At 51.3% G+C, this 26,166-nt stretch carries 22 protein-coding genes, 1 rRNA gene and 2 pseudogenes; 19 read left to right on the top strand and 6 right to left on the bottom strand.

Going from position 1 to position 26,166, the window contains the following annotated elements:
- The first annotated feature begins 199 nt into the window (after nt 1–199).
- A complete protein-coding gene (gene metF, locus LU633_RS23870; protein WP_016191256.1) occupies nt 200–1,096 on the top strand; it encodes a methylenetetrahydrofolate reductase in 897 nt (298 codons plus the stop codon).
- A gap of 412 nt (nt 1,097–1,508) precedes the next feature.
- Here the strand turns inward: metF and ppc are convergent, their stop codons facing one another.
- Both ppc and argE read right to left on the bottom strand, forming a co-directional pair.
- Nucleotides 1,509–4,160, bottom strand: coding sequence for a phosphoenolpyruvate carboxylase (ppc, locus tag LU633_RS23865; RefSeq protein WP_016191254.1), 2,652 nt, complete (start codon nt 4,158–4,160; stop codon nt 1,509–1,511).
- Nucleotides 4,161–4,525: 365 nt separating this feature from the next.
- The gene (gene argE / locus LU633_RS23860) at nt 4,526–5,677 is read right to left on the bottom strand and encodes an acetylornithine deacetylase (protein WP_016191253.1); all 1,152 of its coding nucleotides are present in this window, start codon (nt 5,675–5,677) and stop codon (nt 4,526–4,528) included.
- Between the two features lie 193 nt (nt 5,678–5,870).
- Here argE and argC point away from each other — a divergent pair, with 193 nt between their 5' ends.
- From argC to oxyR, 6 genes are all read left to right on the top strand, one after another.
- Entirely contained in the window at nt 5,871–6,875 is a 1,005-nt protein-coding gene (gene argC / locus LU633_RS23855; protein WP_016191252.1) for an N-acetyl-gamma-glutamyl-phosphate reductase, read from the top strand.
- A gap of 15 nt (nt 6,876–6,890) precedes the next feature.
- Entirely contained in the window at nt 6,891–7,667 is a 777-nt protein-coding gene (gene argB / locus LU633_RS23850; protein WP_016191251.1) for an acetylglutamate kinase, read from the top strand.
- Between the two features lie 19 nt (nt 7,668–7,686).
- Complete coding sequence (locus tag LU633_RS23845; protein WP_016191250.1) at nt 7,687–8,901, top strand: argininosuccinate synthase; 1,215 nt, start codon at nt 7,687–7,689, stop codon at nt 8,899–8,901.
- Between the two features lie 84 nt (nt 8,902–8,985).
- Nucleotides 8,986–10,359 carry an argininosuccinate lyase gene (gene argH / locus LU633_RS23840; protein WP_016191249.1) on the top strand — a complete coding sequence of 458 codons (1,374 nt, stop codon included), beginning with the start codon at nt 8,986–8,988 and terminating at the stop codon, nt 10,357–10,359.
- Between the two features lie 354 nt (nt 10,360–10,713).
- On the top strand, nt 10,714–11,151 hold the full coding sequence (tnpA, locus tag LU633_RS23835; protein ID WP_016191248.1) for an IS200/IS605 family transposase: 438 nt from the start codon (nt 10,714–10,716) through the stop codon (nt 11,149–11,151).
- A 210-nt stretch (nt 11,152–11,361) separates the two neighbouring features.
- Nucleotides 11,362–12,264 carry a DNA-binding transcriptional regulator OxyR gene (gene oxyR, locus LU633_RS23830; protein ID WP_016191247.1) on the top strand — a complete coding sequence of 301 codons (903 nt, stop codon included), beginning with the start codon at nt 11,362–11,364 and terminating at the stop codon, nt 12,262–12,264.
- Here the strand turns inward: oxyR and sthA are convergent.
- Nucleotides 12,261–13,661 carry a Si-specific NAD(P)(+) transhydrogenase gene (sthA, locus tag LU633_RS23825; RefSeq protein WP_016191246.1) on the bottom strand — a complete coding sequence of 467 codons (1,401 nt, stop codon included), beginning with the start codon at nt 13,659–13,661 and terminating at the stop codon, nt 12,261–12,263. The two genes, oxyR and sthA, sit on opposite strands and share 4 nt — an antisense overlap.
- 192 nt (nt 13,662–13,853) lie before the next feature.
- On the opposite strand from sthA, the gene fabR reads away from it, so the two are divergent.
- Nucleotides 13,854–14,489 (top strand): HTH-type transcriptional repressor FabR, encoded by a 636-nt coding sequence (gene fabR, locus LU633_RS23820; RefSeq protein ID WP_016191245.1) that lies wholly within the window; start codon nt 13,854–13,856, stop codon nt 14,487–14,489.
- A 148-nt stretch (nt 14,490–14,637) separates the two neighbouring features.
- A complete protein-coding gene (locus LU633_RS23815) occupies nt 14,638–15,846 on the top strand; it encodes an IS256 family transposase (protein WP_046372139.1) in 1,209 nt (402 codons plus the stop codon).
- 385 nt (nt 15,847–16,231) lie between these two features.
- Here the strand turns inward: LU633_RS23815 and LU633_RS23810 are convergent, their stop codons facing one another.
- Nucleotides 16,232–16,780, bottom strand: coding sequence for a helix-turn-helix domain-containing protein (locus LU633_RS23810; protein WP_016191243.1), 549 nt, complete (start codon nt 16,778–16,780; stop codon nt 16,232–16,234).
- Between the two features lie 158 nt (nt 16,781–16,938).
- On the opposite strand from LU633_RS23810, the gene LU633_RS23805 reads away from it, so the two are divergent.
- From LU633_RS23805 to LU633_RS23770, 8 genes and pseudogenes are all read left to right on the top strand, one after another.
- Nucleotides 16,939–17,175, top strand: coding sequence for a helix-turn-helix domain-containing protein (locus LU633_RS23805; protein WP_016191242.1), 237 nt, complete (start codon nt 16,939–16,941; stop codon nt 17,173–17,175).
- 1 nt (nt 17,176) lies between these two features.
- Nucleotides 17,177–17,965, top strand: coding sequence for a DNA-binding protein (locus LU633_RS23800; protein WP_016191241.1), 789 nt, complete (start codon nt 17,177–17,179; stop codon nt 17,963–17,965).
- Nucleotides 17,965–18,138, top strand: coding sequence for a hypothetical protein (locus LU633_RS23795; protein WP_016191240.1), 174 nt, complete (start codon nt 17,965–17,967; stop codon nt 18,136–18,138). Before LU633_RS23800 ends, LU633_RS23795 begins: the two co-directional genes overlap by 1 nt.
- Nucleotides 18,139–18,276: 138 nt before the next feature.
- A complete protein-coding gene (locus LU633_RS23790) occupies nt 18,277–18,504 on the top strand; it encodes a hypothetical protein (protein WP_016191238.1) in 228 nt (75 codons plus the stop codon).
- Entirely contained in the window at nt 18,494–19,120 is a 627-nt protein-coding gene (locus LU633_RS23785) for a DUF3164 family protein (protein WP_046372140.1), read from the top strand. Before LU633_RS23790 ends, LU633_RS23785 begins: the two co-directional genes overlap by 11 nt.
- A gap of 3 nt (nt 19,121–19,123) precedes the next feature.
- Nucleotides 19,124–19,510, top strand: coding sequence for an ANR family transcriptional regulator (locus tag LU633_RS26360; RefSeq protein WP_407646974.1), 387 nt, complete (start codon nt 19,124–19,126; stop codon nt 19,508–19,510).
- A gap of 88 nt (nt 19,511–19,598) precedes the next feature.
- Nucleotides 19,599–19,778 (top strand): annotated as a pseudogene (locus tag LU633_RS23775) (hypothetical protein); the annotation flags it as partial.
- Nucleotides 19,767–20,942 (top strand): annotated as a pseudogene (locus LU633_RS23770) (IS91 family transposase). The pseudogenes LU633_RS23775 and LU633_RS23770, both read left to right, overlap by 12 nt.
- Before the next feature lie 163 nt (nt 20,943–21,105).
- Here LU633_RS23770 and LU633_RS23765 read toward each other — a convergent pair.
- On the bottom strand, nt 21,106–21,255 hold the full coding sequence (locus LU633_RS23765) for a hypothetical protein (RefSeq protein WP_157275234.1): 150 nt from the start codon (nt 21,253–21,255) through the stop codon (nt 21,106–21,108).
- Between the two features lie 246 nt (nt 21,256–21,501).
- A complete protein-coding gene (gene trmA / locus LU633_RS23760) occupies nt 21,502–22,602 on the bottom strand; it encodes a tRNA (uridine(54)-C5)-methyltransferase TrmA (RefSeq protein ID WP_016191236.1) in 1,101 nt (366 codons plus the stop codon).
- A gap of 763 nt (nt 22,603–23,365) precedes the next feature.
- On the opposite strand from trmA, the gene murI reads away from it, so the two are divergent.
- Both murI and LU633_RS23750 read left to right on the top strand, forming a co-directional pair.
- Nucleotides 23,366–24,232: a glutamate racemase gene (gene murI, locus LU633_RS23755; protein ID WP_016191235.1), complete on the top strand. Its 867-nt coding sequence runs from the start codon at nt 23,366–23,368 to the stop codon at nt 24,230–24,232.
- A gap of 380 nt (nt 24,233–24,612) precedes the next feature.
- Nucleotides 24,613–26,154: ribosomal RNA gene (locus LU633_RS23750) — 16S ribosomal RNA — on the top strand.
- Nucleotides 26,155–26,166: the final 12 nt, after the last annotated feature.

Below are 26,166 nucleotides of genomic sequence, written 5' to 3'. Positions count from 1 at the left end.
AGTGTTCGGCCCACTGATTTTATTCGTAAAAATTCCCTTCCATGAATGTTATTCAACATTGTTGAGTATTTGTCACGGCGGTAAACCATTTATCCATTGACTAAAAAGGCAGCACCCTTCATTTTGAATGTCTGGACGTCTAAATGTATAGATGTTCATAACGGACACGTCATTTACTGAGCGATCGATGAGGGAAGCCATGAGTTTTTACCACGCGAACCAGCGCGAGGCGCTGAATCAAAATCTGGCCGAGCTGAACGGGCAAATTAATGTTTCTTTCGAGTTTTTTCCGCCCGGCACCAGTGAGATGGAGCACACCCTGTGGGCGTCAATCGATCGCCTCAGCAGTCTGAAACCTAAGTTTGTTTCGGTAACCTATGGTGCTAATTCTGGCGAGCGTAACCGTACGCACAGCATCATCAAAGGCATTAAAGAGCGAACCGGGTTAGAAGCCGCACCACATCTGACTTGTGTTGATGCCACGCGCAATGAACTGCGCGCGATAGCCGAGGACTACTGGCGCAACGGTATTCGTCATATTGTCGCACTGCGTGGCGATCTGTCTGCCAGCAGTGATAAACCGACGATGTATGGGGTCGATTTGGTCGCACTGCTGCGCGAGGTGGGGGATTTTGATATTTCCGTTGCGGCATACCCGGAGGTGCATCCTGAGGCGAAAAGCGCACAGTCCGACCTTATTAATCTCAAACGCAAAATTGAGGCCGGTGCGAATCGTGCCATTACTCAGTTCTTCTTTGATGTGGAAGGTTATTTGCGTTTTCGCGACCGCTGTGTTGCCGCAGGAATTGATGTGGAAATTGTGCCCGGCATTCTGCCCGTGTCGAATTTTAGGCAGCTGCAGCGTTTTGCCTCCTTGACCAATGTTCGCGTGCCAGGCTGGATGAACAGCATGTTTGACGGTCTGGATGACGATCCTGAAACCCGCAAAATGGTGGGCGCCAACGTGGCGATGGACATGGTGAAAATCCTCAGCCGTGAGGGGGTGAAGGATTTTCATTTTTATACACTGAACCGTGCAGAATTAAGCTATGCCATTTGTCATACGCTGGGGGTCAGGCCTGCTTTGTGTAGCTAACCTGCATGTTCAGTATAAGGGCGGCCTCTGAAGTATAACGTTGAGTTATATGTCGACAGCCAAAGCGACCGTCACACGCAGGGGAGCGGTGGGATGCGCTAAAAGTCTTAAAAATGGGTCACTGCCCGTCTGTGATGTCGACGCCGTGAAACTCAAGTGAAGCCCAGACAGGGTGATAACCACGCCCGGACGCGTCAGTAAAAAGGCACCTTCATAAAAGGTGCCTCTGATTGTATTCCACAGTCCAGCAGCAAAAACCTTTATAAACAAGCCCCTGCCCATCCCCTGTAAGGCCCAAATCCGACAGAACTAAAGGAGGCCGACTATCAGCCTCGGGCCATGGTTTTCAGTTTGTGATAAAGGCCTGTCCGAGGCCTTTATCACTGTATTTTGCTGATAGCGCGCTTATTGGCTAACCCGTGTTGCGCATGCCGGCGGCGACACCAGCAATTGTCACCATCAGCGCCTGCTCAACACGAGCATCAGGCTCACCGCCGTTTGCTTCCTGCTGGCGAGAGCGATGCAGCAGCTCTGCCTGAAGGACGTTCAGCGGATCGGTGTAGACGTTGCGCAGCGCGATGGATTCTGCAATCCACGGCTGATCCGCCATCAGATGCGAGTCATTGGCGATGGTCAGCACCGCCTTGATATCAGAGTCAAGCTGGTCGCGCAGCTGTTTACCCAGCGGCCACAGCGAGCGATCAACCAGCCGCTGATCGTAGTATTCCGCCAGCCACAGGTCAGCCTTGGAGAACACCATTTCCAACATGCCCAGGCGGGTGGAAAAAAATGGCCAGTCGTGGCACATCGCTTCCAGCTGATCCTGATGCCCCGCCGCCATGGCTTTTTGCAGTGCGGCACCCGCACCGAGCCAAGCGGGCAGCATCAGGCGATTTTGCGTCCACGCGAAAATCCATGGAATGGCACGCAGTGACTCGACGCCGCCGGACGGTCGACGTTTAGCCGGACGTGAGCCGAGCGGAAGCTTGCCCAGCTCCTGCTCAGGAGTGGCTGAACGGAAGTAAGGTACAAACTCTTTATCTTCGCGGACGTAGCCGCGGTACATTTCACAGGAGTCTTTTGACAGCCGATCCATGATGTCGCGCCATTGAGGCTCCGGTTCCGGCGGCGGCAGCAAATTGGCTTCGAGAATCGCCCCGGTGTACAGCGACAGGCTGCTGATGGTGACTTCCGGCAGGCCATATTTAAAGCGGATCATTTCGCCCTGTTCGGTAACACGCAGACCGCCTTTCAGACTGCCGGGCGGCTGCGACAGCAGCGCGGCGTGTGCCGGAGCACCACCACGACCAATGGTGCCGCCCCGTCCGTGGAACAGCGTCAGCGCAATACCGGCTTTCTCGCAGGTTTTGATCAGCGCGTCCTGTGCCTGATATTGCGCCCAGCTGGCGGCCATTACACCGGCATCTTTTGCTGAATCCGAATAGCCAATCATCACCATCTGCCTGCCCTGAATGAAGCCGCGATACCAGTCAATGCCCAGCAGTTGGCTCATCACGTCGTCAGCGTTGTTCAGGTCATCCAGGGTTTCAAACAGCGGCGCAACCGGCATGGCAAACGGGATACCGGCCTCTTTTAACAGCAGGTGTACGGCCAGAACATCGGACGGCGTTTTCGCCATTGAAATCACGTAGGCCGCAACCGAGCCCTTTGGCGCTTCAGCGGCAACGCGGCAGGTGTCCAGCACCTCCTGCGTTTCCGCGCTGGGTTGCCAGTTACGTGGCAGCAGGGGCCTTTTCGAGGTCAGCTCACTGATCAGGAAAGCCTGCTTATCCGTTTCCGCCCAGCTGGCATAATCGCCAAGCCCCAGATAGCGGGTCACTTCAGCGATAGCGTCGGTATGCCGGGTGCTTTCCTGACGAATATCAATGCGCACCAGTGGTACGCCGAAACATTTTACGCGCCGCAGCGTGTCAAGCAACTGGCCGTTGGCGATAATGCCCATTCCACAAGCCTGTAGCGACTGATAGCAGGCATATAATGGGTTCCAAAGCTGTTCGTTATCAATAAGCAGGTCGGCAGGACGCGAAGGGCGTTCACCTTTCAGACGCTGTTCCAGATAGGCCTGGGTGTTCATCAACTGCGAACGTAGTTTTTTCATAATTTCACGATAGGGTTCTTGCGCATCGGGGCTGCTGCACAGTTCTCTTATTTCCGACGTACACTCTGACATTGACAGCTCTGAAACCAGCACAGCGATGTCGCGAAGAAACAGATCGGTGGCCTTCCATCGGCTCAGTTGCATTACATGGCGGGTTATCTTTGCCGTGACGTTTGGATTACCATCACGATCGCCGCCCATCCATGACGTGAATTGTACCGGCACAAAGTCCACCGGCAATGTGACGCCAAATGAGGCTTCAACCTGCTCATTCAACTCTCGCAGGAAATTGGGCACCCCTTCCCACAGGCTGTTTTCCACCACCGCAAATCCCCATTTGGCTTCATCAATGGGAGTGGGACGATATTTGCGAATTTCATCGGTATGCCAGGCCTGAGCGACCAGCTGACGCAGGCGGCGCATGATCAGCGAACGATCGTAGTCAGACAGATCGTTGTGATCGAGCTGCTTTAAGCAGCTGTTCACTTCCACCAGCTTGTGAATGAGCGTCCGGCGGGTGATCTCGGTTGGGTGTGCGGTCAGGACCAGTTCAAGGGAAAGTGAAGCGATAGCTTCGCGAATTTTCTCTTCGCTAAGATCGGGATGCTGTTTCAGACGTTCAAACGCTCTGGTTAGCATTTCGGGATGGTTCGCGCCTTCACCTTTGGGGGAAATAGTGTGGTATTGCTCTGCAACATTAGTCAGATTAAGAAACTGACTGAAAGCGCGGGCGACAGGAAGCAGTTCATCATTTGAGAGATTTTGCAGGGTTGACAGCAATTCCTGGCGGTGAGCATCGTTTCCTGCACGGGATGATTTTGAGAGCTTACGAATAGTTTCAACTCGGTCCAAAATGTTTTCGCCAAGCGCATTCTTGATGGTTTCACCGAGCAGTTTACCCAGCATACTGACGTTACTTCGCATTGCGGAATATTGTTCGTTCATATGGCCCCTGATATCCTTCCTGTCCGATGCTCGTTATCTTCCAAATACAGACCTGGCTAACCGTTCAGCGCTGATTCATTGTGTTAAGCAAGTCTGTTGCAAGCTGTACAGCTGTCACTGCCCTGAATGATGAAATCTCCCGAGCGTGTCAATTTATTACACCAGTGGTGGCATAACCTTGCCTTTTATCTAGCCACGTTCGCTTCCATTCGTCAAATGACTTAAACGGGTAATATCATGCGGCTAACTGCCGGGAATTTATGAAATTTAACGGTCGTGAGGTGGGATAAGTTATTCTTATCTTCAAAAGCGGAATAAATCCGGGGTAATCTGCTGTTTTAAAAGCTGAATACCCCAAGTTTTATTCAGTGATAGCAGAAATGATGCACAATCCGATCAATCAACTCAAGTGTGGGTTTGATAAATGCGGTATCGATATATTCATCCGGTTGATGTGCCTGGTTAATCGAACCGGGGCCTAACACCAGCGTTGGGCAGAGAGTCTGAATAAAAGGCGCTTCAGTACAGTAATTCACCATTTCTGTTTCTGTACCCAGCAGTTTCTCAACAACTTTAACCAGTTGATGATCCGGCGGGCATTCGTACCCCGGAATGGGCGGATGCAATGCAGTCACCGTTAAACGACCCGGCCAGCGAGCGCTGACTGGGGCTAGCGCATCTTTAAGTAAATCATCCAGATCGTTCAGCGTCAGTCCCGGCAGAGGACGGATGTCCATATACAATTCACAGCAGGCACAAATGCGGTTAGCGGCATCGCCACCGTTGATATGCCCAAAGTTCATAGTGGGACAGGGAATGGCGAAGCCTTCATGGTGATAGCGTGTTTTCAGGGTAGTGCGAAGGCCTATCAACTGCGTAATGGATTCGTGCATCAGTTCGATAGCATTGACGCCGCGAGAGGGATCGCTTGAGTGGCCTGATTGCCCCTGAATACGGATGGCATTGGAAATATGCCCTTTGTGCGCACGAACCGGTTTCAAGGAGGTGGGTTCGCCAATTATGGCGCAATCGGGACGCAAGTTGGTACTTTCGGCAAAATACCGGGCACCTGCCATGGTTGTTTCTTCATCTGCCGTGGCCAGGATGTAAAGTGGTCTGGAAAGCTTACTGACATCAATATCGCGTAATGCATCTAAGATAAAGGCAAAGAACCCCTTCATGTCTGCGGTGCCCAGCCCGAACAGTTTGTTGTCATGTTCCGCCAACGTGAAGGGATCGCGCGTCCAGCGACCTTCGTCGAAAGGTACGGTGTCCGTATGACCCGCCAGCAGCAGGCCACCGACACCGTTGCCTGTTTTCGCCAGCAGATTAAATTTGTGGCGCGTTCCGGGCACAGGCTGGACTTCCACCGTGAAGCCCAAATCGCGGAACCAGCCAGACAGCAAACTGATTAAACTTTCATTACTCTGATCGAGAGTCGCATCGGTTGCGCTGATAGAGGGTATGGCGATTAATTCACGATAAAGCTCGATAAAAGGTGGTAATTTTGTCTTCACTGTTGACAGTCCTTGCGTTAGGATAGTATCAATATTAATGCAATATTTTTGAATAAAAATACATTAGCGGCGTAAGAATGAAAACCGGAAACCGGAAACCGGAAACTGACCGGTAAGTTTAGCGCTCAACGGAAGGGGCAGCAAAATTGCTGTAACCCGGAACTTTATTGATCGTCATAAGGTAGTCAGTCCGATGTTGAATACCCTGATTGTTGGTGCCAGCGGTTATGCTGGCGTTGAACTCGCCACTTACCTGAACCGTCATCCACAGGTGAACATAACCGCTTTGGCGGTTTCCGCGCAAAGCCCGGATGCAGGAAAATTACTTTCCGATCTTCATCCCCAGTTAAAAGGGATCATCGATCTTCCACTACGGCCACTGAGTAACGCCTCTGATTTTGCTGATAAAGTGGATGTGGTCTTTCTGGCAACGGCGCATGAGGTCAGTCACGATCTGGCGCCGGAATTCCTGGCGGCTGGCTGTGTCGTATTCGATTTGTCAGCGGCGTTTCGCGTCAATGAGCAGCACTTTTTTACAGACTATTATGGTTTTCCCCATCAGCATCCTGAGTGGCTGGAAAAAGCCGTCTATGGACTGGCCGAATGGCAGCATGAAAAAATCAAAGGCGCCCAGCTTATTGCCGTTCCCGGATGTTATCCCACTGCGGCGCAGCTGGCGATAAGGCCATTGCTGGAGGCGAACTTGCTTGATGACGCTCAGTGGCCGGTGATTAACGCAACCAGCGGTGTGAGCGGTGCGGGACGCAAAGCCTCTGTTACTACCAGTTTCTGTGAAGTGAGCCTGCAGCCTTACGGTATTTTTACTCATCGCCATCAACCGGAGATTGCTGCTCACCTTGGTATTCCGGTTATTTTCACTCCTCATCTGGGGAACTTTCCTCGTGGCATTCTGGCTACCACTACCTGTCGTCTGAAAGCAGGTATTACCCGTGACGACGTAGCTGAGGCGTTTCATAACGCTTATCATGACAAACCGCTGGTTCGGGTGTATGACCGCGGTGTGCCATCGATTAAGGGCGTGGTGGGTCTGCCTTTCTGCGACATTGGTTTTGCGGTAAAAGGTGAGCATTTGATTGTCGTCTCGGCGGAAGATAACCTGTTGAAGGGCGCATCGTCTCAGGCCGTGCAGTGCCTTAATATTCGTTTTGGCTTCCCGGAAACCCAGTCACTTTTATAATCAGCGAGCAAACAAATGACCAGTCCATTAATTATTAAACTCGGTGGCGTCCTGCTGGACAGTGAAGAGGCGATGGCGAAACTGTTCAGTGCGCTGGTAGCCTGGCGTGAATCCCATCAACGACCATTGCTGATTGTTCATGGTGGCGGTTGTCTGGTTGATGATTTAATGAACAAGCTGGCGCTGCCAGTGAAAAAGAAAAATGGCCTGCGCGTTACCCCAGCTGATCAGATCGATATCATTACCGGAGCGCTGGCGGGAACGGCAAATAAAACCTTGCTTGCCTGGTCGAAAAGACACGGTATTGATGCGGTTGGCTTATGCCTTGGTGATGGCGGCAGCGTTAACGTAGAGCAGTTTGATGAAGCGTTGGGGCATGTCGGTCTGGCTACGCCCGGTTCTCCATTACTGATCACTACGCTGTTGAACGCTGGTTTTCTGCCGGTAATCAGCTCTATCGGCATTACCCAGGATGGCAAACTCATGAACGTGAATGCTGATCAGGCCGCAACGGCGCTTGCTTCCACGCTGGGAGCCGATCTTGTCCTTCTGTCAGACGTCAGCGGCATTCTGGATGGCAAAGGGCAGCGCATTGAAGAGATAACAGCGGAAAAAGCCGGGCAACTGATCGCCGAGGGCATTATTACTGACGGTATGATTGTTAAAGTAAATGCCGCTCTTGACGCCGCCCGAACGCTGGGACGCCCGGTGGAGATCGCCAGCTGGCGATATGCTGAACAGCTACCAACCCTTTTTAACGGCGTGTCGATCGGCACCCGGATCCTCGCTTAACCGGTTTAAGGAAAAGACAATGCAAGACAAAAGCATCAAAAAAATCGTTCTGGCATACTCCGGTGGTCTGGATACCTCCGCGATTATTCCGTGGCTGAAAGAAAACTATGGCGACTGTGAAGTGGTCGCGTTTGTGGCCGATATCGGTCAGGAGCGTAGCGATCTGGAAGGCGTTGAGCAGAAAGCGCTGCAGTCTGGTGCATCTGAATGCCATGTGGTTGACCTGCGTGAAGAGTTTATCAGTGAGTACGTTTATCCGGTGCTGCAAACGGGTGCACTGTATGAGGGTACTTACCTGCTCGGTACTTCTATGGCACGTCCTGTTATCGCCAAAGCGCAGGTTGAGCTGGCGCTGAAAGTGGGTGCAGATGCGTTGTGTCATGGTGCAACCGGTAAAGGCAACGATCAGGTGCGTTTTGAAACCACTTACACCGCGCTTGCTCCGCAGCTGAAAGTTGTTGCACCGTGGCGTGAGTGGAACCTGCGTTCTCGTGAAGCGTTGCTGGCTTACCTGAAAGAGCGCAACATCCCGACCACCGCCTCGCTAGAGAAAATATACAGCCGGGATGAGAATGCTTGGCACATTTCCACCGAAGGTGGAGTGCTGGAAAGCCCGTGGAACGCGCCGAACAAAGATTGCTGGGTATGGACGGTTGATCCCCAGGAGGCGCCCGATCAGCCTGAGCAGGTGACGGTTTCCGTTGAGAAAGGGCGTGTGGTTGGCGTCAATGGCGAGAAGTTCAGCCCGTTCCAGTGTCTGGAAAAACTGAACGTCATCGGCGCGAGACATGGAGTGGGACGCGTTGATATCGTTGAAAACCGTCTGGTCGGCATCAAGTCACGTGGCTGCTATGAAACTCCTGGCGGCACCATTATGGTGAACGCGCTACGCGCCGTTGAGCAGTTGGTACTGGATCGTGACAGCTTCAAATGGCGTGAACAATTGGGCCATGAGATGTCCTATGTGGTGTACGATGGTCGTTGGTTTGCTCCTCTGCGCAAATCCATCCAGGCGGCGGCTGAGTCGCTGGCGACCGAAGTGAATGGCGAAGTCGTGCTGCAACTGTACAAAGGCCAGGTGACCGCCATTCAGAAGAAATCAGCTAACAGCCTCTATTCTGAAGAGTTTGCGACCTTTGGTGAAGACGAAGTTTACGATCATCGCCATGCGGGTGGGTTCATCCGTCTGTTCTCTCTCTCTTCCCGTATTCGTGCGCTGAACGAGAAAAAATAAGTCGCCCGGCAGGGCTGTGACCAGCCGCCCTGCTTATTCGCGCAAAATACCCATATTATTTTTTGGCAAGAATGGAGCACTGATATGGCACTTTGGGGTGGACGGTTTACTCAGGCTGCGGATCAACGTTTTAAACAATTTAACGACTCGCTGCGCTTTGATTATCGTCTGGCAGAACAGGATATTATTGGATCTATAGCTTGGTCCAAAGCGCTGGTGACAGTCAACATTCTGACCACTGAAGAGCAGCAAGAGCTGGAAGATGCGCTGAACGCGCTGCTTAATGATGTGCGGGCCAATCCGCAGCAAATTCTGGATAGTGATGCAGAAGACATCCACAGTTATGTTGAAGGTCGTCTTATTGAAAAAGTTGGCGCACTGGGCAAAAAGCTACATACGGGTCGCAGCCGTAACGATCAGGTTGCCACCGATCTGAAACTCTGGTGTAAAGCGCAGGTTAGCGAGTTACTCATTGCCGTACGTCAGTTACAGCAGGCACTTGTGGTCACGGCTGAAGCAAACCAGGATGCGGTGATGCCGGGCTATACCCATCTGCAGCGCGCTCAACCGGTGACGTTTGCTCATTGGTGTCTGGCCTATGTTGAGATGCTGGCGCGCGATGAAAGTCGTCTTGAAGATGCGCTTAAGCGCCTTGACGTTAGTCCGCTGGGCTGCGGTGCGTTGGCAGGCACCGCCTACGAAATTGATCGTGAACAACTGGCAGACTGGTTGGGTTTTGCTTCTGCTACACGCAACAGCCTGGATACCGTGTCCGATCGTGACCATGTGCTTGAGCTGCTTTCTGCTGCGGCAATCAGCATGGTGCATTTGTCCCGTTTTGCAGAGGACCTGATTTTTTTTAATACGGGTGAATCGGGCTTTTTGGAGCTTTCTGATCGCGTGACTTCCGGTTCTTCACTTATGCCGCAGAAGAAAAACCCGGATGCGCTGGAGTTAATTCGCGGGAAATGTGGGCGTGTGCAGGGTGCGCTTACCGGCATGATGATGACGTTAAAAGGATTGCCGCTGGCCTATAACAAAGATATGCAGGAAGACAAAGAGGTGCTGTTTGATGCGCTGGATACCTGGTCTGATTGCCTGCATATGGCGGTGCTGGTGGTGGACGGCATTCAGGTGAAGCGTCCACGTTGTCAGGATGCCGCAGAGCAGGGGTATGCTAATGCCACTGAGCTGGCTGATTATCTGGTGGCAAAAGGTGTGCCGTTCCGTGAAGCACATCATATTGTGGGTGAAGTCGTGGTGGCTGCCATTGATCAAGGTGTGGCGCTGGAGGCGCTGGATCTAAAAACACTGCAAACGTTCAGTAACGTTATTGACGACGATGTCTACGCCTTGTTGTCATTGCAGTCCTGTCTTGATAAGCGTAACGCAAAAGGTGGGGTATCACCGCAGCAGATTCGCCTTGCTATTGCCGTAGCAAAGCAACGTCTGGCCTGATGCTATCTGCCCGCGTTTTGCAATAAGCGATTTCTCATTCATATAAGGGTTCATGCTGCCATGAACCTTTTTTTGTGTACGCCTTAACCTCTGTATCCTTAATCAGACTTTATTCAGCAGGTCATGATTAAAAAGTACAATCAGCCAGCCAGTTAGTATAGATTTTCCGAACCAGACAGCCAGCCACCTGTCCGCTGCCACATCATGCGTACCCTTCACCTGGCGCTTTTCCGTCAGCATGTTTAAGCGGCGATTCTGCTATGCCTGGTGGTCAGCAATAAGTTGGCTCTGCCAGTCATGCTACTCATGGGAAAATCCGAATCTGTTATCCCCATAACTGCCAGGGATTTAACCATGAGCAGATACCAGAAAGCATCTCATGTGCTCTGGTGTTGTCAATATCATATCGTATGGACACCCAGGTACCGGTTTCGCATCCTCAGGAACAATGTTGGTAAAGAGGTCTGTAAGCAGATAAGGATCTCAGGTGAGCAGCCCGGGATAGAAGTAGTGGAGCTGAATGTCCAGACAGACCATGTCCGTTTGCGGGTAAAAGTGCCTTCACGGCTTTCGATTTCCCATGTAACAGGCGACTTAAAGGGTAAAACAGCCCTTCGATTGTTCAGTAAATTTCCCTGCTTGCGTAAGAACAAGCAGTGGGGGAATGATTTTTGGGCAAGAGGTTATTGTGTCGATACCGTAGGTATAAACGAAGAAATGATAATAACGTACGTGAAGTATCAGGAAAAACATGAAGTTGAAGAGAGCCAGCTTCCACTGAAAGAAGTGTGAAGGGAAGGCTCTCTGAGTCTGGACTTAGTGCGCCCCTGTGGGGCGAAATCAATACCACCTGCTATGCAGGTGGTTTTTTACGGATGACCTTAAGTGATTAAATAATGCATTTCCTGGGTAAAGACATTATTTTTTATCCGGTCTTGATAGGGTTAATCGTGGATTGCTATCCTATCTATCGCCACGAACTATCGTGGATTGGAGGAAAAAATGAATATTCGTGATCTTGAGTATCTGGTTTCGTTGGCTGAATATCGTCATTTTCGCAGAGCAGCGGATGCCTGCCATGTCAGTCAGCCCACGTTAAGTGGCCAGATCCGCAAGCTGGAAGATGAACTGGGTGTGATGCTGCTGGAGCGAACCAGCCGTAAGGTGCTATTTACTCAGGCTGGACTCCTGCTGGTTGACCAGGCCCGTACCATATTGCGCGAAGTGAAGGTATTGAAAGAGATGGCCAGCCAGCAGGGCGAAGTGATGTCCGGGCCATTACATATTGGATTGATTCCAACCGTGGGACCGTATTTGCTGCCGCAAATTGTACCCATGCTGCACAAGACTTTTCCCAGGCTGGAAATGTATCTACATGAGGCTCAAACGCTGCAGCTGCTGGCCCAGCTCGACAGCGGCAAACTGGACTGCGCCATTCTGGCGTTGGTAAAAGAATCTGAAGCATTCATAGAAGTTCCGTTGTTCGATGAACCTATGCGTCTGGCCATTTATCAGGATCATCCCTGGCACAAGCGCGACCGTGTACCTATGTCAGATCTTGCCGGTGAGAAGCTGTTAATGCTTGAAGACGGTCACTGCCTGCGCGATCAGACGATGGGTTTCTGCTTCCAGGCCGGCGCGGATGAAGATACACATTTCCGGGCAACAAGCCTTGAAACGCTGCGTAATATGGTTGCTGCTGGAAGTGGCATCACCCTGCTGCCTGCACTTGCCGTGCCGAAGGAACGTCTACGCGATGGCGTCTGTTATTTGCCATGTTACAAACCTGAGCCACAGCGAACCATCGCGCTGGTTTATCGTCCGGGATCGCCGCTGCGCAGTCGTTATGAGCAACTGACAGAGACCATTCGCGAACACATGAAAAAATATATAACAACCGTTTAAAACAGGCGATTCAGGCCGTTCAACGCGGCTACGCGGTAGGCTTCGGCCATGGTGGGATAATTAAAGGTGGTATTAACGAAATATTCGATCGTGTTACCGCCATTTTTCTGTTCCATAATGGCCTGACCAATATGAATGATTTCTGCAGCGCGCTCACCAAAGCAGTGTATTCCGAGAATTTCTTTGGTTTCACGGTGAAAGAGAATCTTTAGACTGCCCACATTCATACCAACAATTTGTGCGCGAGCAAGATGCTTGAATTGCGCCCGTCCTACCTCATAGGGCACTTTCATTGCGGTCAGTTGTTGCTCGGTTTTTCCGACTGAGCTGATTTCCGGGATGGTATAAATGCCGGTTGGGATATCTTCGATAAGATGGGCGCTCGCCTCACCCTTTATCAGCGCCTGGGCGGCGATACGGCCCTGGTCATACGCGGCGGAAGCAAGGCTTGGATAGCCGATGACGTCACCAACTGCATAGATATGCGGCTGTGCGGTTTGGTACATGCTGTTAACCTTAAGCAACCCGCGGCTATCGGCCTCCAGCCCGACATTTTCCAGAGAGAGTGAATCGGTATTCCCGGTTCGGCCATTGGCATAGAGCAGGCAGTCGGTTTTGACCTTTTTACCCGATTTCAAATGCATGATGACGCCATCACTCACGCCCTCAATTTTTTCATATTCTTCGTTATGGCGTATGACCACGCCACTATTCCAGAAATGGTATGAAAGCGAGTCCGAAATCTCTTGGTCAAGGAATGCCAGCAGGTGATCGCGTGTGTTAATCAAATCAACTTTGACGTTCAAACCGCGAAAGATCGACGCATACTCACAGCCAATCACGCCAGCGCCATAAATGATTACATGGCCTGGCTCATGGTGAAGGTTGAGAATGGAATCGCTGTCATAAACGCGCGGATGTGTAAAGTCCACGTCAGCAGGACGATAGGGGCGGGAGCCGCAGGCGATAATAAATTTTCCGGCGGTCAGACGCTCAACTGTGCCGTCGTGCGTTTCAATTTCAATAGTGTTGGCATCGACAAAGTGCGCATCTCCCTGATATAGCTCGCAACGATTACGTTCATAAAAACCCTGGCGCATCCGCGTTTGCTGGCTGATCACGTTTTCGGTGTGGTTAAGGATGTCGGCAAAGGAGGAACGCAGAAGGCGGGTATGATCGCTGTAGAGAGGGTTCTGATTGAATTCAATAATACGGCTGACGGCGTGGCGGAGCGCTTTTGATGGAATGGTTCCCCAATGGGTACAACCGCCGCCAATGTTATGATAACGCTCAATAACGGCGATGCGCGCTCCCTGTTTCACCAGGCCCATTGCGGCACCTTCACCACCGGGGCCGGAACCGATCACAATAGCATCGTAATCATAAGGCTGTTGCATGCTAATACGTCCTATTTATTATACAAATTCACAATGAGATTGTAACATTCCGCCAGCCACTTCCCAATTTTAACCCTCTATTTTGTTATTATTAATCAAAGTATGTGGTTAACAAGGTGTCACAAAGATGATGGTACTGTACGCTGAAATTTTTGATATAGTGCCATCATTGTGGGTAAAACAGGCACAAACATGGGCGTCAGAGCGCAACAAAAAGAACGAACACGACGTTCACTGATTGAAGCAGCATTTAGTCAGCTCAGTGCCGAACGGAGTTTTGCCAGCCTCAGTCTGCGGGAAGTGGCCAGAGAAGCGGGTATTGCTCCTACCTCATTTTATCGTCATTTTCGTGACGTTGATGAGTTAGGGCTGACGATGGTGGACGAAAGTGGATTAATGCTGCGTCAATTGATGCGCCAGGCACGTCAGCGCATCGCCAAAGGTGGGAGCGTGATTCGTACGTCAGTTTCTACTTTTATGGAATTTATTGGTGATAACCCTAACGCATTTCGGCTGCTGCTCAGGGAGCGCTCAGGTACTTCAGCCGCATTCCGTGCTGCGGTAGCACGAGAAATCCAACATTTTATCGCTGAACTGGCGGATTACCTTGAAATTGAAAACCGTATGCCCCGCAGTTTTACCGAAGCGCAAGCGGAAGCGATGGTTATTATCGTTTTTAATGCCGGGGCAGAGGCACTGGATATTGACCTTTATCAGCGTCGTCAGCTTGAAGAACGGCTTGTGCTTCAGTTACGGATGATTTCGAAAGGGGCTTATTACTGGTATCGACGTGAGCAGGAGAGGCTGGTGGTAACGCTGGAATCCTAATATCAAAGGACAGTGACATGAGTTTAGCTGTGGGTCGTGGCAGAGGTACAATGTTACTGGCGTTTCTCAACGGGTTAGAGACTGTAATTAAAATTGTGTAATTGCCTGTTTTTAATATGTTCACTCCAACAATGGAGACAGGCAAATTATGGACGAGAAGAAACTTAAGGCCCTTGCTGCTGAACTGGCCAAAGGCCTCAAAACTGAGGCCGGCCTTAATCAGTTTTCCCGCATGCTCACGAAGCTGACCGTTGAAACGGCACTCAATGCAGAACTGACTGACCACCTCGGGCATGAGAAAAATGCCCCTAAAACCGGCACCAATACCCGCAACGGCTACTCTTCGAAAACGCTGCTGTGCAACGACGGTGAAATCGGGCTAAACACGCCGCGCGACCGGGAAAATACCTTTGAACCTCAGCTGATTAAGAAGAATCAGACGCGTATCACGCAGATGGACAGCCAGATTTTATCCTTGTATGCCAAAGGCATGACCACGCGGGAAATCGTCGATACGTTCAAAGAGATGTACGATGCTGATGTGTCACCGCCCCTGATATCAAAAGTCACGGATGCCGTTAAAGAGCAGGTCGCCGAATGGCAGAATCGCCAGCTGGATGCGCTCTATCCCATTGTTTATCTGGACTGTATTGTTGTTAAGGTTCGTCAGAATGGCGGCGTGATTAACAAAGCGGTGTTCCTGGCACCGGGCATCAATACCGAAGGCCGGAAAGAGCTTCCGGGGATGTGGCTGGCTGAAAATGAAGGTGCAAAGTTCTGGCTGAACGTGCTGACGGAACTTAAAAATCGCGGCCTTCAGGACATCCTGATTGCCTGCGTGGATGGCCTGAAGGGCTTCCCGGATGCGATAAACAGCGTCTATCTGCAGACTCACATCCAGCTGTGCATCATCCACATGGTGCGTAACCGCCTGAAATACGTGGCGTGGAAGGACTACAAAGCGGTCACGGGCGGGCTGAAAACCGTTTATCAGGCACCAACAGAAGCGGCCGCACGGATGGCGCTGGCTGCGTTCGCCGAAGAATGGGATGACAAATATCCACAAATCAGCAAAAGCTGGCGTGCGCACGGGGAAAACCTCAATACGTTCTTCGGCTATCCGTCTGACATCCGAAAAGCTATCTACACCACGAATGCCATTGAGTCGCTGAACAGCGTGATCCGTGCCGCCATTAAGAAACGCAAGGTATTCCCGACGGATGACTCAGTGCGAAAGGTTATTTACCTGGCAATCCAGTCGGCATCGAAAAAATGGAATATGCCGATCCAGAACTGGCGGCTGGCGATGAGCCGCTTTATTATTGAGTTCGGTGACCGCCTGAGCGTTCACCTTTGACGTGGTGGCAGTTACACAGAATTATTTACAGGGTCACGGGTTATCCATTAATTGTATTAGCTCAGACCTGATCTGACAGTTACCTGTGGGGGGAAATCATTGTGATACTACTCGGACATACCTCAAGCAAGCCGACAACCTGTGACTGGCACGGCATTGGTCGAAATCTGGGTTTTGATACTCGCTACGAAAAAATGACTCAAAACTGATTTTTTTGAACGGTATTTGATACTCGAATGATTGTTACTTACGTGAGTTTGAACAGCGTTTAAATCGTTTTTGCTTTCCGTTTGAGCAGGCGGCTAGGAAAGTTGGCCGAACTCAATAACCTCATAAAAAATATGCATTACATCTGACAGCAAGTAGCTGCCTACACTTTCCAAATCTAACCTGCTCGCTTAGCTTCCTGAGCTAGGCTATCCGTGCTGCTCACTTCACTTCCTTCAGATGCCCCTTTTTTAGCCTCATGCAACGCTAATAGGCGTTCCTTTTCCTCTTTAGGCAAAAGAAGCAAGGTAGTATCGATGTCCTCGCCAGTTCCAACCGAGGACAGAATGCCTCTGACCCCGTCCTTGTGGATCAATCTAATCAAGGCTTCGGCATCTTCTTTACTAAGAGATTCATAGATCATTTGCCATGTAAATTTGAGAGGGTCACTCATATCTACTGGGCTATTTGTAGTTATATCAACTTTATCTAGTCCGGTTGCTAACCACTCAAGACTTACTCTCTCTGCTTTGGCTATCGCCAAGGCAACTTTGAGTGCGGGTTCAGTTCCCTTATGTAGGTAGTTGTTAATTGTCGATGGGGGAAAGTTCCAGGCTTGTGCTGTGCTTCTTACACTTCTGTTTCCAATCAGGCTTTCAAGGCGCTGGCGAAAACTTTCTTTTCCCTCACCCTCAATAGCAAATTTGTTTTCTTTTTGCTTGCTCATTTTCTTTGCCACATAAGTTATTGAAATATAATGTCATTTATCCTCTCCATGTCACGCTATGCTATAAATACAAAATAAAGAGCTATTTTTGATTTGATCGGGCTGTATGTAGATCAATGCTCTTATCCGCGCGGTTAACTTTGTAGAGTAATCGAATGATGGAAAGAAAAGAAGTATCCAGTGCCGACTGGCACCGTCTGGACATTGTGGCTGCGATCCACAAACAAGGCACTACCATGCGTGAGCTGTCTGTTCGTGCAGGTCTTAAGCCCGACACGCTTAAAAATGCGCTTAATCGCTCTTACCCAAAAGGTGAGCGAATTATTGCGAGTGCTCTAAATTTAGAACCGGCCTGTATCTGGTTCAGTCGTTACATGATGAGTAAGGCGTCCTGATATGTTCGTTACGGTGAATGAGTTAATTGGCCTGCCGGGATTGCCTGGTACGGTTCAGAGTGTGCGGTACACCCTGAATAAATGTGCTGCTGGTTTGCCGGAAATAATGCGCCGCCGCCAGGGTACGAAAGCCTACGAGTACAACGTTGATTGTCTGCCGGACGCCACGCGTGAAGCCGTTCAGGCCCGTATGGCTCGTCAGCTGCTGGCGCAGCCCGCTTCCCTTCGGGTCAAAGCGAGCGCCAGAGGCGATCTGGTCGCGGGAGCCGGTGGTGAGAAAGTACAGCGCGAGCTGGCGCTGTACCGCAAATGCCCGGCCCTGCAGGAGAAGAAGCTACGCGGGCTGACCAACAGCCAGAAAGCGGTTGGTGATGCCCGGATGGTGCTGGTTCAGGAGGTGTTACGTCTGATGGACAGCAGCGAAAACGGTGGTCTCAGCATGAAGCGCAAGCAGGCGGCCGAGTTTATTGCCGACGCTTCTGTCGCCGGGACGCTGCCGGATTATGTGCAGCGGGCCGCTGATATCGCCAACGCCCGCAAGGGTACCACCCGCGCCGGGGTCAGCGTGCCAACACTTCAGCGCTGGCTGTCAGCCTGGATGACCGCGGATACGGTGGGTGAACGCATGGCGCTGCTGGCACCGGGTAAGGTCGGCAAAAAAGAGGTGTTTCAGTACTCATGGATGCCTGATTTTATGCGGCACTGGCGGGATACCAACAAGCCGACCGTCACGATGGCTTACGATAAGTTCGAAAATGGTGGCTGGAGCAGCATGCTGGCAACGACATAATGCTGTCCATGCTTCCGAAGGTTGATACGGTGCGCTATGCATTGGGCAAGCTGCCTGTTGTTGAGCGTGAGCGCGGGCAGGTGACAGGTTCTGACTACAAGAAGTACCTGCCGCTCACGCGCCCGAATGGAAATTCAGACTCACGGCGGACGTGCCACTGGCTGGCACCCTAAATTGCCCATTGTCTACCCCGTGCCGTCGCTGAGTGGGTCTGTATGGCCAGTGGTGGAAGTGGCTGAAAAATATGGCGGTGTTCTTAAAACCACCCTTACATCAAATATCGACGGTTGTACCGTTATCTGGAGGTAATTATGGCAATTGTAATGCAAATAACCATTGAGCAAGACACCACTGGCGTGTCTACCAATATCAAAGCCGGAGGCCCCTGCACCGAAGTGGAGGCCGCTCATGCTGCATTCCTTCACCAGTCAATTATTGCTGCGCTGGAATCAAAAGAAGGTTTTAAGCATGACGGGCCAACTGTTTGCGAAACCAAAAAACTTCAACCAACTGACGGAGAAAATAAGAATGTCCATTAATACCCAAAATACTGTTGTCCCTGAAGGTTATATGAAAGACCGTAAAGGGCGTCTGGTGCCGGTTGCGCAGGTGTCTGACTATGATCGCGAAATGGATGCCTTTGTCCGCGCTCGCGTCGCTGAGGCGAAGGTTAAGAGCCAGGCTATGGCAGAGTTTAAGCAGGGTGCATTTGGTGATTGCTATGCCTGGGTTGAGCTTTCAGTTGAGAAATTTGGGCGTAAGCCTGGTGGGGTTAAAGGGAATGTGACCTTCTCCACCTTTGACGGTAGCCAGCAGATTAAGATCGCCGTGCAGGACAGGCTGACGTTTGGCCCGGAACTGCAGGTTGCTAAAGACATGATTGATGACTGTCTGAAAGCATGGTCTGCCGGGGCTGATGAAAAACTACTGACGCTTATCACTGATGCTTTTGACGTGGATAAAGAAGGTAAGCTGAATACCGGGCTTATTATTTCCCTGCGTCAGCTTAATATTCAGGACGAACTCTGGCAGCAGGCAATGGATGCATTAAATAAAGCGCTGGTCGTTTCCGTTACATCCACTTATATCAATTTCAAAGAGCAGGATGAAAGCGGGAAACTGGTTAATATTCCACTCGATATTGCCGGGGTGTGACCAATGAACATGAAAGCCGAGCATAGCGCTCAGAATAACTATGGCTTTTATGCCGTCGGTGCGGGTCGTGCCGAACGTAACGGCGAGTGGGGAAAGGCAGCAGAACTGTGGCAGAAAGCGCTTAACTTTGCCCGCTCGCGGAATTGTCGCCACTGGGCAGAGCATCCATTACTTTTTGCTCTAATGCCATGTAGCGCGGATGGGGTGGCATCAATGAACGCTAAGGAGTTTAACCAGCGTTACGCTGTCGGTAGCCACTTTATTTATCAGCCTTGCAAGGTGTTGCGCGGCGGCACGGTGGTTAAAACTATTGGCGAAGCACGTGACCTTAACTCCAGTACGATAGTGGAGATTAATGTTGAACAGGGCCGCCGGCCGGCCGCAAACTGAAAACTGCGCCATCTGCCGGATTCTGAGTTGTCATACAGTGATTTGAATATGTATGATCTGACTACATATTTTGCTCAGAGCCTTCCCCATGATGACCCGTAAAAGCATCGATACCATCCTGCTCTCCGTTGCCGCGGATAAGCTCTCTCAGCGTAAATGGGACTGGATGAAGATGCTCAAACCCATGGACCCGCCGCCTGTTATGGTCGCCAGGCCTATACTGGAGCGCCGGGGCGACACCGCCGCGCTTGCCCGTCTGCAGACAACTGAAGCTCAATCTGTCCCGTGCTGGACCTCCTTCCTGGATGCCGGCGGGCTGTGTGATATCGAGGTCGGGGACGTCACCAAAATGCTCGCCTGCGGCACCCGCATCAGCGGCGTGAAGGAATATGGCTGCGATAATCCCGGGTGCCGGCATGTCAGATACATCACCAACGCCTGCCACAGCCGGGCCTGCCCCTCCTGCGGGAAAAAGGCCACCGTCCTGTGGATTGCCGCCCGGCTTAACCGTCTGCCGGACTGCGACTGGATACATCTCGTCTTCACCCTCCCCGATTCGCTGTGGCCCCTGCTTGAGGTTAACCGCGGGCTGCTCAACGACCTCTGCCGGCTGGCCGTCGATAACCTGCTGTTTGCTGCCGGAAAACGCGGGCGGGATATCGCTATCTTCTGCGCCATCCATACGTACGGCCGGCGACTCAACTGGCATCCCCATGTGCACGTCTCCGTCACCTGCGGCGGTATCAACGAGCACGGAAAGTGGAAAAAAATCAGCTTCCGTAAGGATGCCATGCGCGCCCGATGGATGTGGAATATCTGGCAGCTGTTGCCGGACGTCTGGTATGAAGGCGTTGCGCTGCCGCCTTCCCTGAGCCACATCACCACCGAATCACAGTGGCACAGCCTGGTGCTGACCGCCGGAGGCGATTACTGGCACGTGTACATGTCAAAAAAGACGGCCGGTGGCAAAAACACCGTGAAATACCCGGGCCGCCACCTGAAAGAACCGCCTGTAGCGGGCTCCCGGCTGGCACACTACGCCGGCGGAGCCACGCTGAGCTTCCGCCACCATGACCACAACACCGGTGAGCAGGCGACGGAAACGCTGACGCGGCATGACATAGTGGCACGGCTGTAACAGCACATCCCGGAGAAGTTCTTCCGGATGGTGCGCTATTTTGGTTTTCTGGCCAACAGGGTGTGCGGAGAAAAGCTGCCGGTGGTCTGCAGCGCGCCGGGGATGGAAAAGCCGGAGCCGGTGGCAAAGGTGTGCTACGCGCAGATGAGTAAGCAGTTCATGCGGCGTGACCCGTTTGAATGCGTGTTGTGTGGAGGGCGTATGGAGTACCGCCGCGCGGTGGCAGTCCTGAGCGTACAGGGGCTGAAAACCCACGCGCGGGAGATCGGCCTGATGAGGTACATCACGGGCTGATGCAGGGAAGATCCGCGTGTTATTCGCTGTCAGCCTGAAAAACGACCAGAAAAAGCCTGAATTATCAACAGCGCGCAGCTCACCGACTTATCCGATGCTATACAAAGCAGGATGTGGTTAAATTTCAACCACCTCATGCTGGGGCAGAAATGGTTTCAATTTCCTATACGTCAAGTATAAAGCGGGTGGCGTGTTCCCGTTGTCCAGTCATGTAGGCGATGGCCTGTAGGGTCAGTGAGGCCGTCTGACCGAAAGCTGAGATAACGTCATACGCATCGTCAGTCATGGTCTGGCGAATCTGATAAAAGTTCATGGTCAATTCCTTCCAGGCGACTAAGAAACCTACAGGCCTGTAGTGCGACGCACACTAACTCGGTGGGATCGGACAGTCCAGTGGAAGGAAACATGGAAGGTTAGAGATGGTTTTATCGGTTGAAATTTGCGCTGATTTGGAAGGTATTTGATATGCGCCGGAGGGGTATCACAGTGAATCAAATTCCTTTCAAATCAGTATCAAACAATTTTCGCGGCTACAGGCGACGCCAGTCGCCCTGCTAAATCAACGCCGTGACAGCAGTACGCCACACTCCATATGGTGCGTATAGGGGAACTGGTCGAACAGCGCCAGCCGTGTGATCTGATGGGTTTCAGACAGCGTAATCAAATTTTCGCACAGTGTTTGCGGGTTGCAGGAGATATATAAAATGTGTGGGTAACCCTGCACCATTTTCACTGTTTCTGCATCCAGTCCGTTGCGTGGAGGATCGACAAAGATTGTCTCGCACTCATAGCTGCTAAGGTCTGTTCCTTCCAGTCGGTTGAAAGTGCGTTCACCGTTCATCGCCTGCGTAAATTCTTCTGCTGCCATCCTGATGATTTGCACGTTTTCAATATTATTAATGGCGATGTTGTATTGCGCGGAAGCAACGGAGGGTTTGGCAATTTCCGTCGCCAGTACGCGCCTGAAGTTACGCGCCAGTGCCAGCGAAAAGTTACCGTTACCGCAATAAAGCTCCAGTAAGTCACCACGGGCATTTTTTGTTACATCAAGCGCCCATTCGAGCATCTGAATATTTATCGCGGCATTGGGTTGCGTAAAGCTGTTTTCTACCTGCCGATAAATAATGTTCTTTCCCGCCACCGGCAGGCATTCCTCGACAAAATCGCGATCCAGCACGATTTTACTTTTTCGCGCGCGCCCGATCAGATGCAGGTCGAATCCCTCTGCGTGGAGTGCATCACGAAGCGTAATAGCAGCTTGTTGCCACATTTCTGTCAGCGGACGGTGATAAAGCAGTGACACCACTACCTGATTACTCATGGTGGAGAGGTAATCAATCTGAAACAGCTTGTGGCGTAGCAGTGGATTATCGCGTAATGCATGCATTAATCTCGGCATCAGATGATTAATTAACCTGCTGGCGGACGGGAAGCTGTCCACGCGAATTCGCTGGCGCGTGTGTTGGTCGAAAATGATGTGGTAGAGATTATCGCCATCGTGCCAGATCCGAAACTCTGCCCGCATACGATAATGGCTGACGGGCGAGCGAAATATCTCAACCCCTGGCGCGGCAAATGGCGTCATCAGCGTCTTAAGACGAGCGACTTTTTGCATAAGCTGTGCATCGTATTGTTCAGTCGGCAGCTGTTCGGGGGTCATGGTCATTCCTCAGATTGATGGCCTTTTATGCCCGGCGCATTCTAGGTGTTCAGTACTTAATGTCCAGCGTTCTAAGGTATGCACCTTTGATTGCTGGATTTTTGTGAATGTTGAACACAAGATGCATTTCCGCCTTTTATAGATAAAAAGAAAATCATGTGCGAAGTTGGAACGAAGATGTAACGGTGTGGAATGTCATTGTGAATGCTTTTTACATCTGGCTTTTCGGACTGAAGCCTTTTAACACTTTATGGTACTGAACCTAAACCTACTCGAATAACGCTGTATTTCGTACTGTCATACGCTATTTTTACCGTTTATCTGTGACATTCTGCATCAGGTTTTAAATGCCAGTTAAAAAATGGAAACGAATGGCGCAGTGCTGTTGATGTTGAGCACAATGGCGGCTTCTTTTAGGGAGAACTGCTTTACGTAAATGTTGACAACGGGCCATCGCCGACGGCTGTTACCTGCAGGCGGACACTAGCGATGATAATAACGATCGTATTTACTCTGTAAGCGCAGATACAATGTGTTACCTGCCCGGCTATATGCTGGAAGCCTATTTTCATGATGCCCTGCTGCGAATTGGCGGCATCTGTTAAAACAAGGCAGATCACGCGTTTTCTTTCAGGTAGCTGAAGATTGCGCATTTTTAAAAAGAGTATATGGTCGGGCTGTCCGTCTTATCTGCCGATCACATCCCGGCAGACTGCTCATGCTAGAATAGCCAGCCTGTTTGATAAAGATGATGAGACAGTACATGGCTAGCATACCCTGGGAAGAGCGCTTTAGCTCAGCGGCATTTATACCTTCTAATGAACGCCCTACCGTATTGGTCTTTGATTCTGGCGTTGGCGGACTTTCCGTCTATGATGAAATCCGCAAGCTGCTGCCAGACCTTCATTATATATATGCATTCGATAATGTGGCCTTTCCTTATGGGGAAAAAACCGAGACGTTTATCGTTAGTCGCGTCATTGAAATTGTTACTGCAATAACCCGCCATCACTCTCTGGCGCTGGTGGTTATTGCCTGTAATTCTGCCAGCACAGTTACGCTGCCTGCTTTACGTGAGTGTTTCGATTTTCCTGTTGTCGGCGTGGTTCCTGCCATTAAGCCCGCTGCTCGCCTGACGCGAAATGGTAAAGTGGGTTTGCTTGCTACCCGCGGTACCGTTAAGCGGGCTTACACCCATGATTTGGTTGCGCGTTTTGCCAGTGAGTGTAAGACAGAAATGCTGGGTTCATCTGAGATGGTGGAAATGGCGGAGGCAAAACTGCAAGGGCATCCTGTGTCACTGGAAGATGTTAAGCGTATTTTGAGGCCCTGGCTGTGTATGAAAGAGCCGCCGGATACGGTGGTACTGGGTTGTACGCATTTTCCTTTGCTTAATGAAGAATTGCAGCAGGTTTTACCGCCGGGCACGCGTTTAATTGACTCGGGGGCAGCGATTGCGCGCCGAACTGCCTGGCTATTAGAAAATGAATCACCTGTGGCACGGTCTGCAGAAAGCAATCTGGCTTTTTGTATGGACATGACCGGACAGGCGGTGCAATTGATGCCCGTTTTGCAGCGCTATGGCTTCGAAAGGCTCGAAAAACTGACTATTAATGATGAATTTGAATGAAAAAACATCGGTCAGCTTTTTTTTTGCAATAACCCCTTGTCAGGGCGCACAAACTCCCTATAATGCGCCACCACTGACACGGAACAACGGCTTCGGTGCCGCCGTGTTGAGAGGTTAAGCGAGCTGAACCGCCGGAGAAAAGCTGCGTAAAAGTGGTTGACTCTGAAGGAGGAAAGCGTAGTATACGCGACCTCGCGGCAGGAAGCGAAAGCACTGACCGCACCGCTCTTTAACAATTTATCAGACAATCTGTGTGGGCACTCGCAGGATAGATATCGGCATCTTCGGATGCAAAAATATCAAGTCTTAAGAGTGAACACGTAATTCATTACGACGTTTTCCTTGAGCACTGCTTCACGAGTTGAAGCAAATCAAACTTTAAATTGAAGAGTTTGATCATGGCTCAGATTGAACGCTGGCGGCAGGCCTAACACATGCAAGTCGAACGGTAGCACAGAAGAGCGTGCTCTTTGGGTGACGAGTGGCGGACGGGTGAGTAATGTCTGGGAAACTGCCTGATGGCGGGGGATAACCACTGGAAACGGTGGCTAATACCGCATAATCTCGCAAGAGCAAAGAGGGGGACCTTATGGCCTCTTGCCATCGGATGTGCCCAGATGGGATTAGCTGGCAGGTAGGGTAACGGCCTACCTGGGCGACGATCCCTAGCTGGTCTGAGAGGATGACCAGCCACACTGGAACTGAGACACGGTCCAGACTCCTACGGGAGGCAGCAGTGGGGAATATTGCACAATGGGCGCAAGCCTGATGCAGCCATGCCGCGTGTATGAAGAAGGCCTTCGGGTTGTAAAGTACTTTCAGCGGGGAGGAAGGGACGCTGGTTAATAACCAGCGGCATTGACGTTACCCGCAGAAGAAGCACCGGCTAACTCCGTGCCAGCAGCCGCGGTAATACGGAGGGTGCAAGCGTTAATCGGAATTACTGGGCGTAAAGCGCACGCAGGCGGTCTGTTAAGTCAGATGTGAAATCCCCGGGCTTAACCTGGGAACTGCATTTGAAACTGGCAGGCTGGAGTCTTGTAGAGGGGGGTGGAATTCCAGGTGTAGCGGTGAAATGCGTAGAGATCTGGAGGAATACCGGTGGCGAAGGCGGCCCCCTGGACAAAGACTGACGCTCATGTGCGAAAGCGTGGGGAGCAAACAGGATTAGATACCCTGGTAGTCCACGCTGTAAACGATGTCGATTTGGAGGTTGTGCCCTTGAGGTGTGGCTTCCGTAGCTAACGCGTTAAATCGACCGCCTGGGGAGTACGGCCGCAAGGTTAAAACTCAAATGAATTGACGGGGGCCCGCACAAGCGGTGGAGCATGTGGTTTAATTCGATGCAACGCGAAGAACCTTACCTGGCCTTGACATCCACAGAACTTAGCAGAGATGCTTTGGTGCCTTCGGGAGCTGTGAGACAGGTGCTGCATGGCTGTCGTCAGCTCGTGTTGTGAAATGTTGGGTTAAGTCCCGCAACGAGCGCAACCCTTATCCTTTGTTGCCAGCGATTTGGTCGGGAACTCAAAGGAGACTGCCGGTGATAAACCGGAGGAAGGTGGGGATGACGTCAAGTCATCATGGCCCTTACGGCCAGGGCTACACACGTGCTACAATGGCGCATACAAAGAGAAGCGACCTCGCGAGAGCATGCGGACCTCATAAAGTGCGTCGTAGTCCGGATCGGAGTCTGCAACTCGACTCCGTGAAGTCGGAATCGCTAGTAATCGTGGATCAGAATGCCACGGTGAATACGTTCCCGGGCCTTGTACACACCGCCCGTCACACCATGGGAGTGGGTTGCAAAAGAAGTAGGTAGCTTAACCTTCGGGAGGGCGCTTACCACTTTGTGATTCATGACTGGGGTGAAGTCGTAACAAGGTAACCGTAGGGGAACCTGCGGTTGGATCACCTCCTTAGCATAAGATAGC

Source organism: Erwinia tracheiphila (genome assembly GCF_021365465.1).
In the GTDB taxonomy this organism is placed as follows: Bacteria; Pseudomonadota; Gammaproteobacteria; order Enterobacterales; family Enterobacteriaceae; genus Erwinia; species Erwinia tracheiphila.
Note: the sequence above shows the minus strand (reverse complement) of the source record. Positions and strands in the feature narration are given on the sequence as shown.

Bases quoted from the DNA above. Each gene is read 5' to 3' on its own strand.
- metF (WP_016191256.1), top strand. From the start codon at position 200: ATGAGTTTTTACCACGCGAACCAGCGCGAGGCGCTGAATCAAAATCTG.
- ppc (WP_016191254.1), bottom strand. From the start codon at position 4,160: ATGAACGAACAATATTCCGCAATGCGAAGTAACGTCAGTATGCTGGGT.
- argC (WP_016191252.1), top strand. From the start codon at position 5,871: ATGTTGAATACCCTGATTGTTGGTGCCAGCGGTTATGCTGGCGTTGAA.
- argB (WP_016191251.1), top strand. From the start codon at position 6,891: ATGACCAGTCCATTAATTATTAAACTCGGTGGCGTCCTGCTGGACAGT.
- LU633_RS23845 (WP_016191250.1), top strand. From the start codon at position 7,687: ATGCAAGACAAAAGCATCAAAAAAATCGTTCTGGCATACTCCGGTGGT.
- argH (WP_016191249.1), top strand. From the start codon at position 8,986: ATGGCACTTTGGGGTGGACGGTTTACTCAGGCTGCGGATCAACGTTTT.
- tnpA (WP_016191248.1), top strand. From the start codon at position 10,714: ATGAGCAGATACCAGAAAGCATCTCATGTGCTCTGGTGTTGTCAATAT.
- oxyR (WP_016191247.1), top strand. From the start codon at position 11,362: ATGAATATTCGTGATCTTGAGTATCTGGTTTCGTTGGCTGAATATCGT.
- sthA (WP_016191246.1), bottom strand. From the start codon at position 13,661: ATGCAACAGCCTTATGATTACGATGCTATTGTGATCGGTTCCGGCCCC.
- fabR (WP_016191245.1), top strand. From the start codon at position 13,854: ATGGGCGTCAGAGCGCAACAAAAAGAACGAACACGACGTTCACTGATT.
- LU633_RS23815 (WP_046372139.1), top strand. From the start codon at position 14,638: ATGGACGAGAAGAAACTTAAGGCCCTTGCTGCTGAACTGGCCAAAGGC.
- LU633_RS23810 (WP_016191243.1), bottom strand. From the start codon at position 16,780: ATGAGCAAGCAAAAAGAAAACAAATTTGCTATTGAGGGTGAGGGAAAA.
- LU633_RS23805 (WP_016191242.1), top strand. From the start codon at position 16,939: ATGGAAAGAAAAGAAGTATCCAGTGCCGACTGGCACCGTCTGGACATT.
- LU633_RS23800 (WP_016191241.1), top strand. From the start codon at position 17,177: ATGTTCGTTACGGTGAATGAGTTAATTGGCCTGCCGGGATTGCCTGGT.
- LU633_RS23795 (WP_016191240.1), top strand. From the start codon at position 17,965: ATGCTGTCCATGCTTCCGAAGGTTGATACGGTGCGCTATGCATTGGGC.
- LU633_RS23790 (WP_016191238.1), top strand. From the start codon at position 18,277: ATGGCAATTGTAATGCAAATAACCATTGAGCAAGACACCACTGGCGTG.
- LU633_RS23785 (WP_046372140.1), top strand. From the start codon at position 18,494: ATGTCCATTAATACCCAAAATACTGTTGTCCCTGAAGGTTATATGAAA.
- LU633_RS26360 (WP_407646974.1), top strand. From the start codon at position 19,124: ATGAACATGAAAGCCGAGCATAGCGCTCAGAATAACTATGGCTTTTAT.
- LU633_RS23765 (WP_157275234.1), bottom strand. From the start codon at position 21,255: ATGAACTTTTATCAGATTCGCCAGACCATGACTGACGATGCGTATGAC.
- trmA (WP_016191236.1), bottom strand. From the start codon at position 22,602: ATGACCCCCGAACAGCTGCCGACTGAACAATACGATGCACAGCTTATG.
- murI (WP_016191235.1), top strand. From the start codon at position 23,366: ATGGCTAGCATACCCTGGGAAGAGCGCTTTAGCTCAGCGGCATTTATA.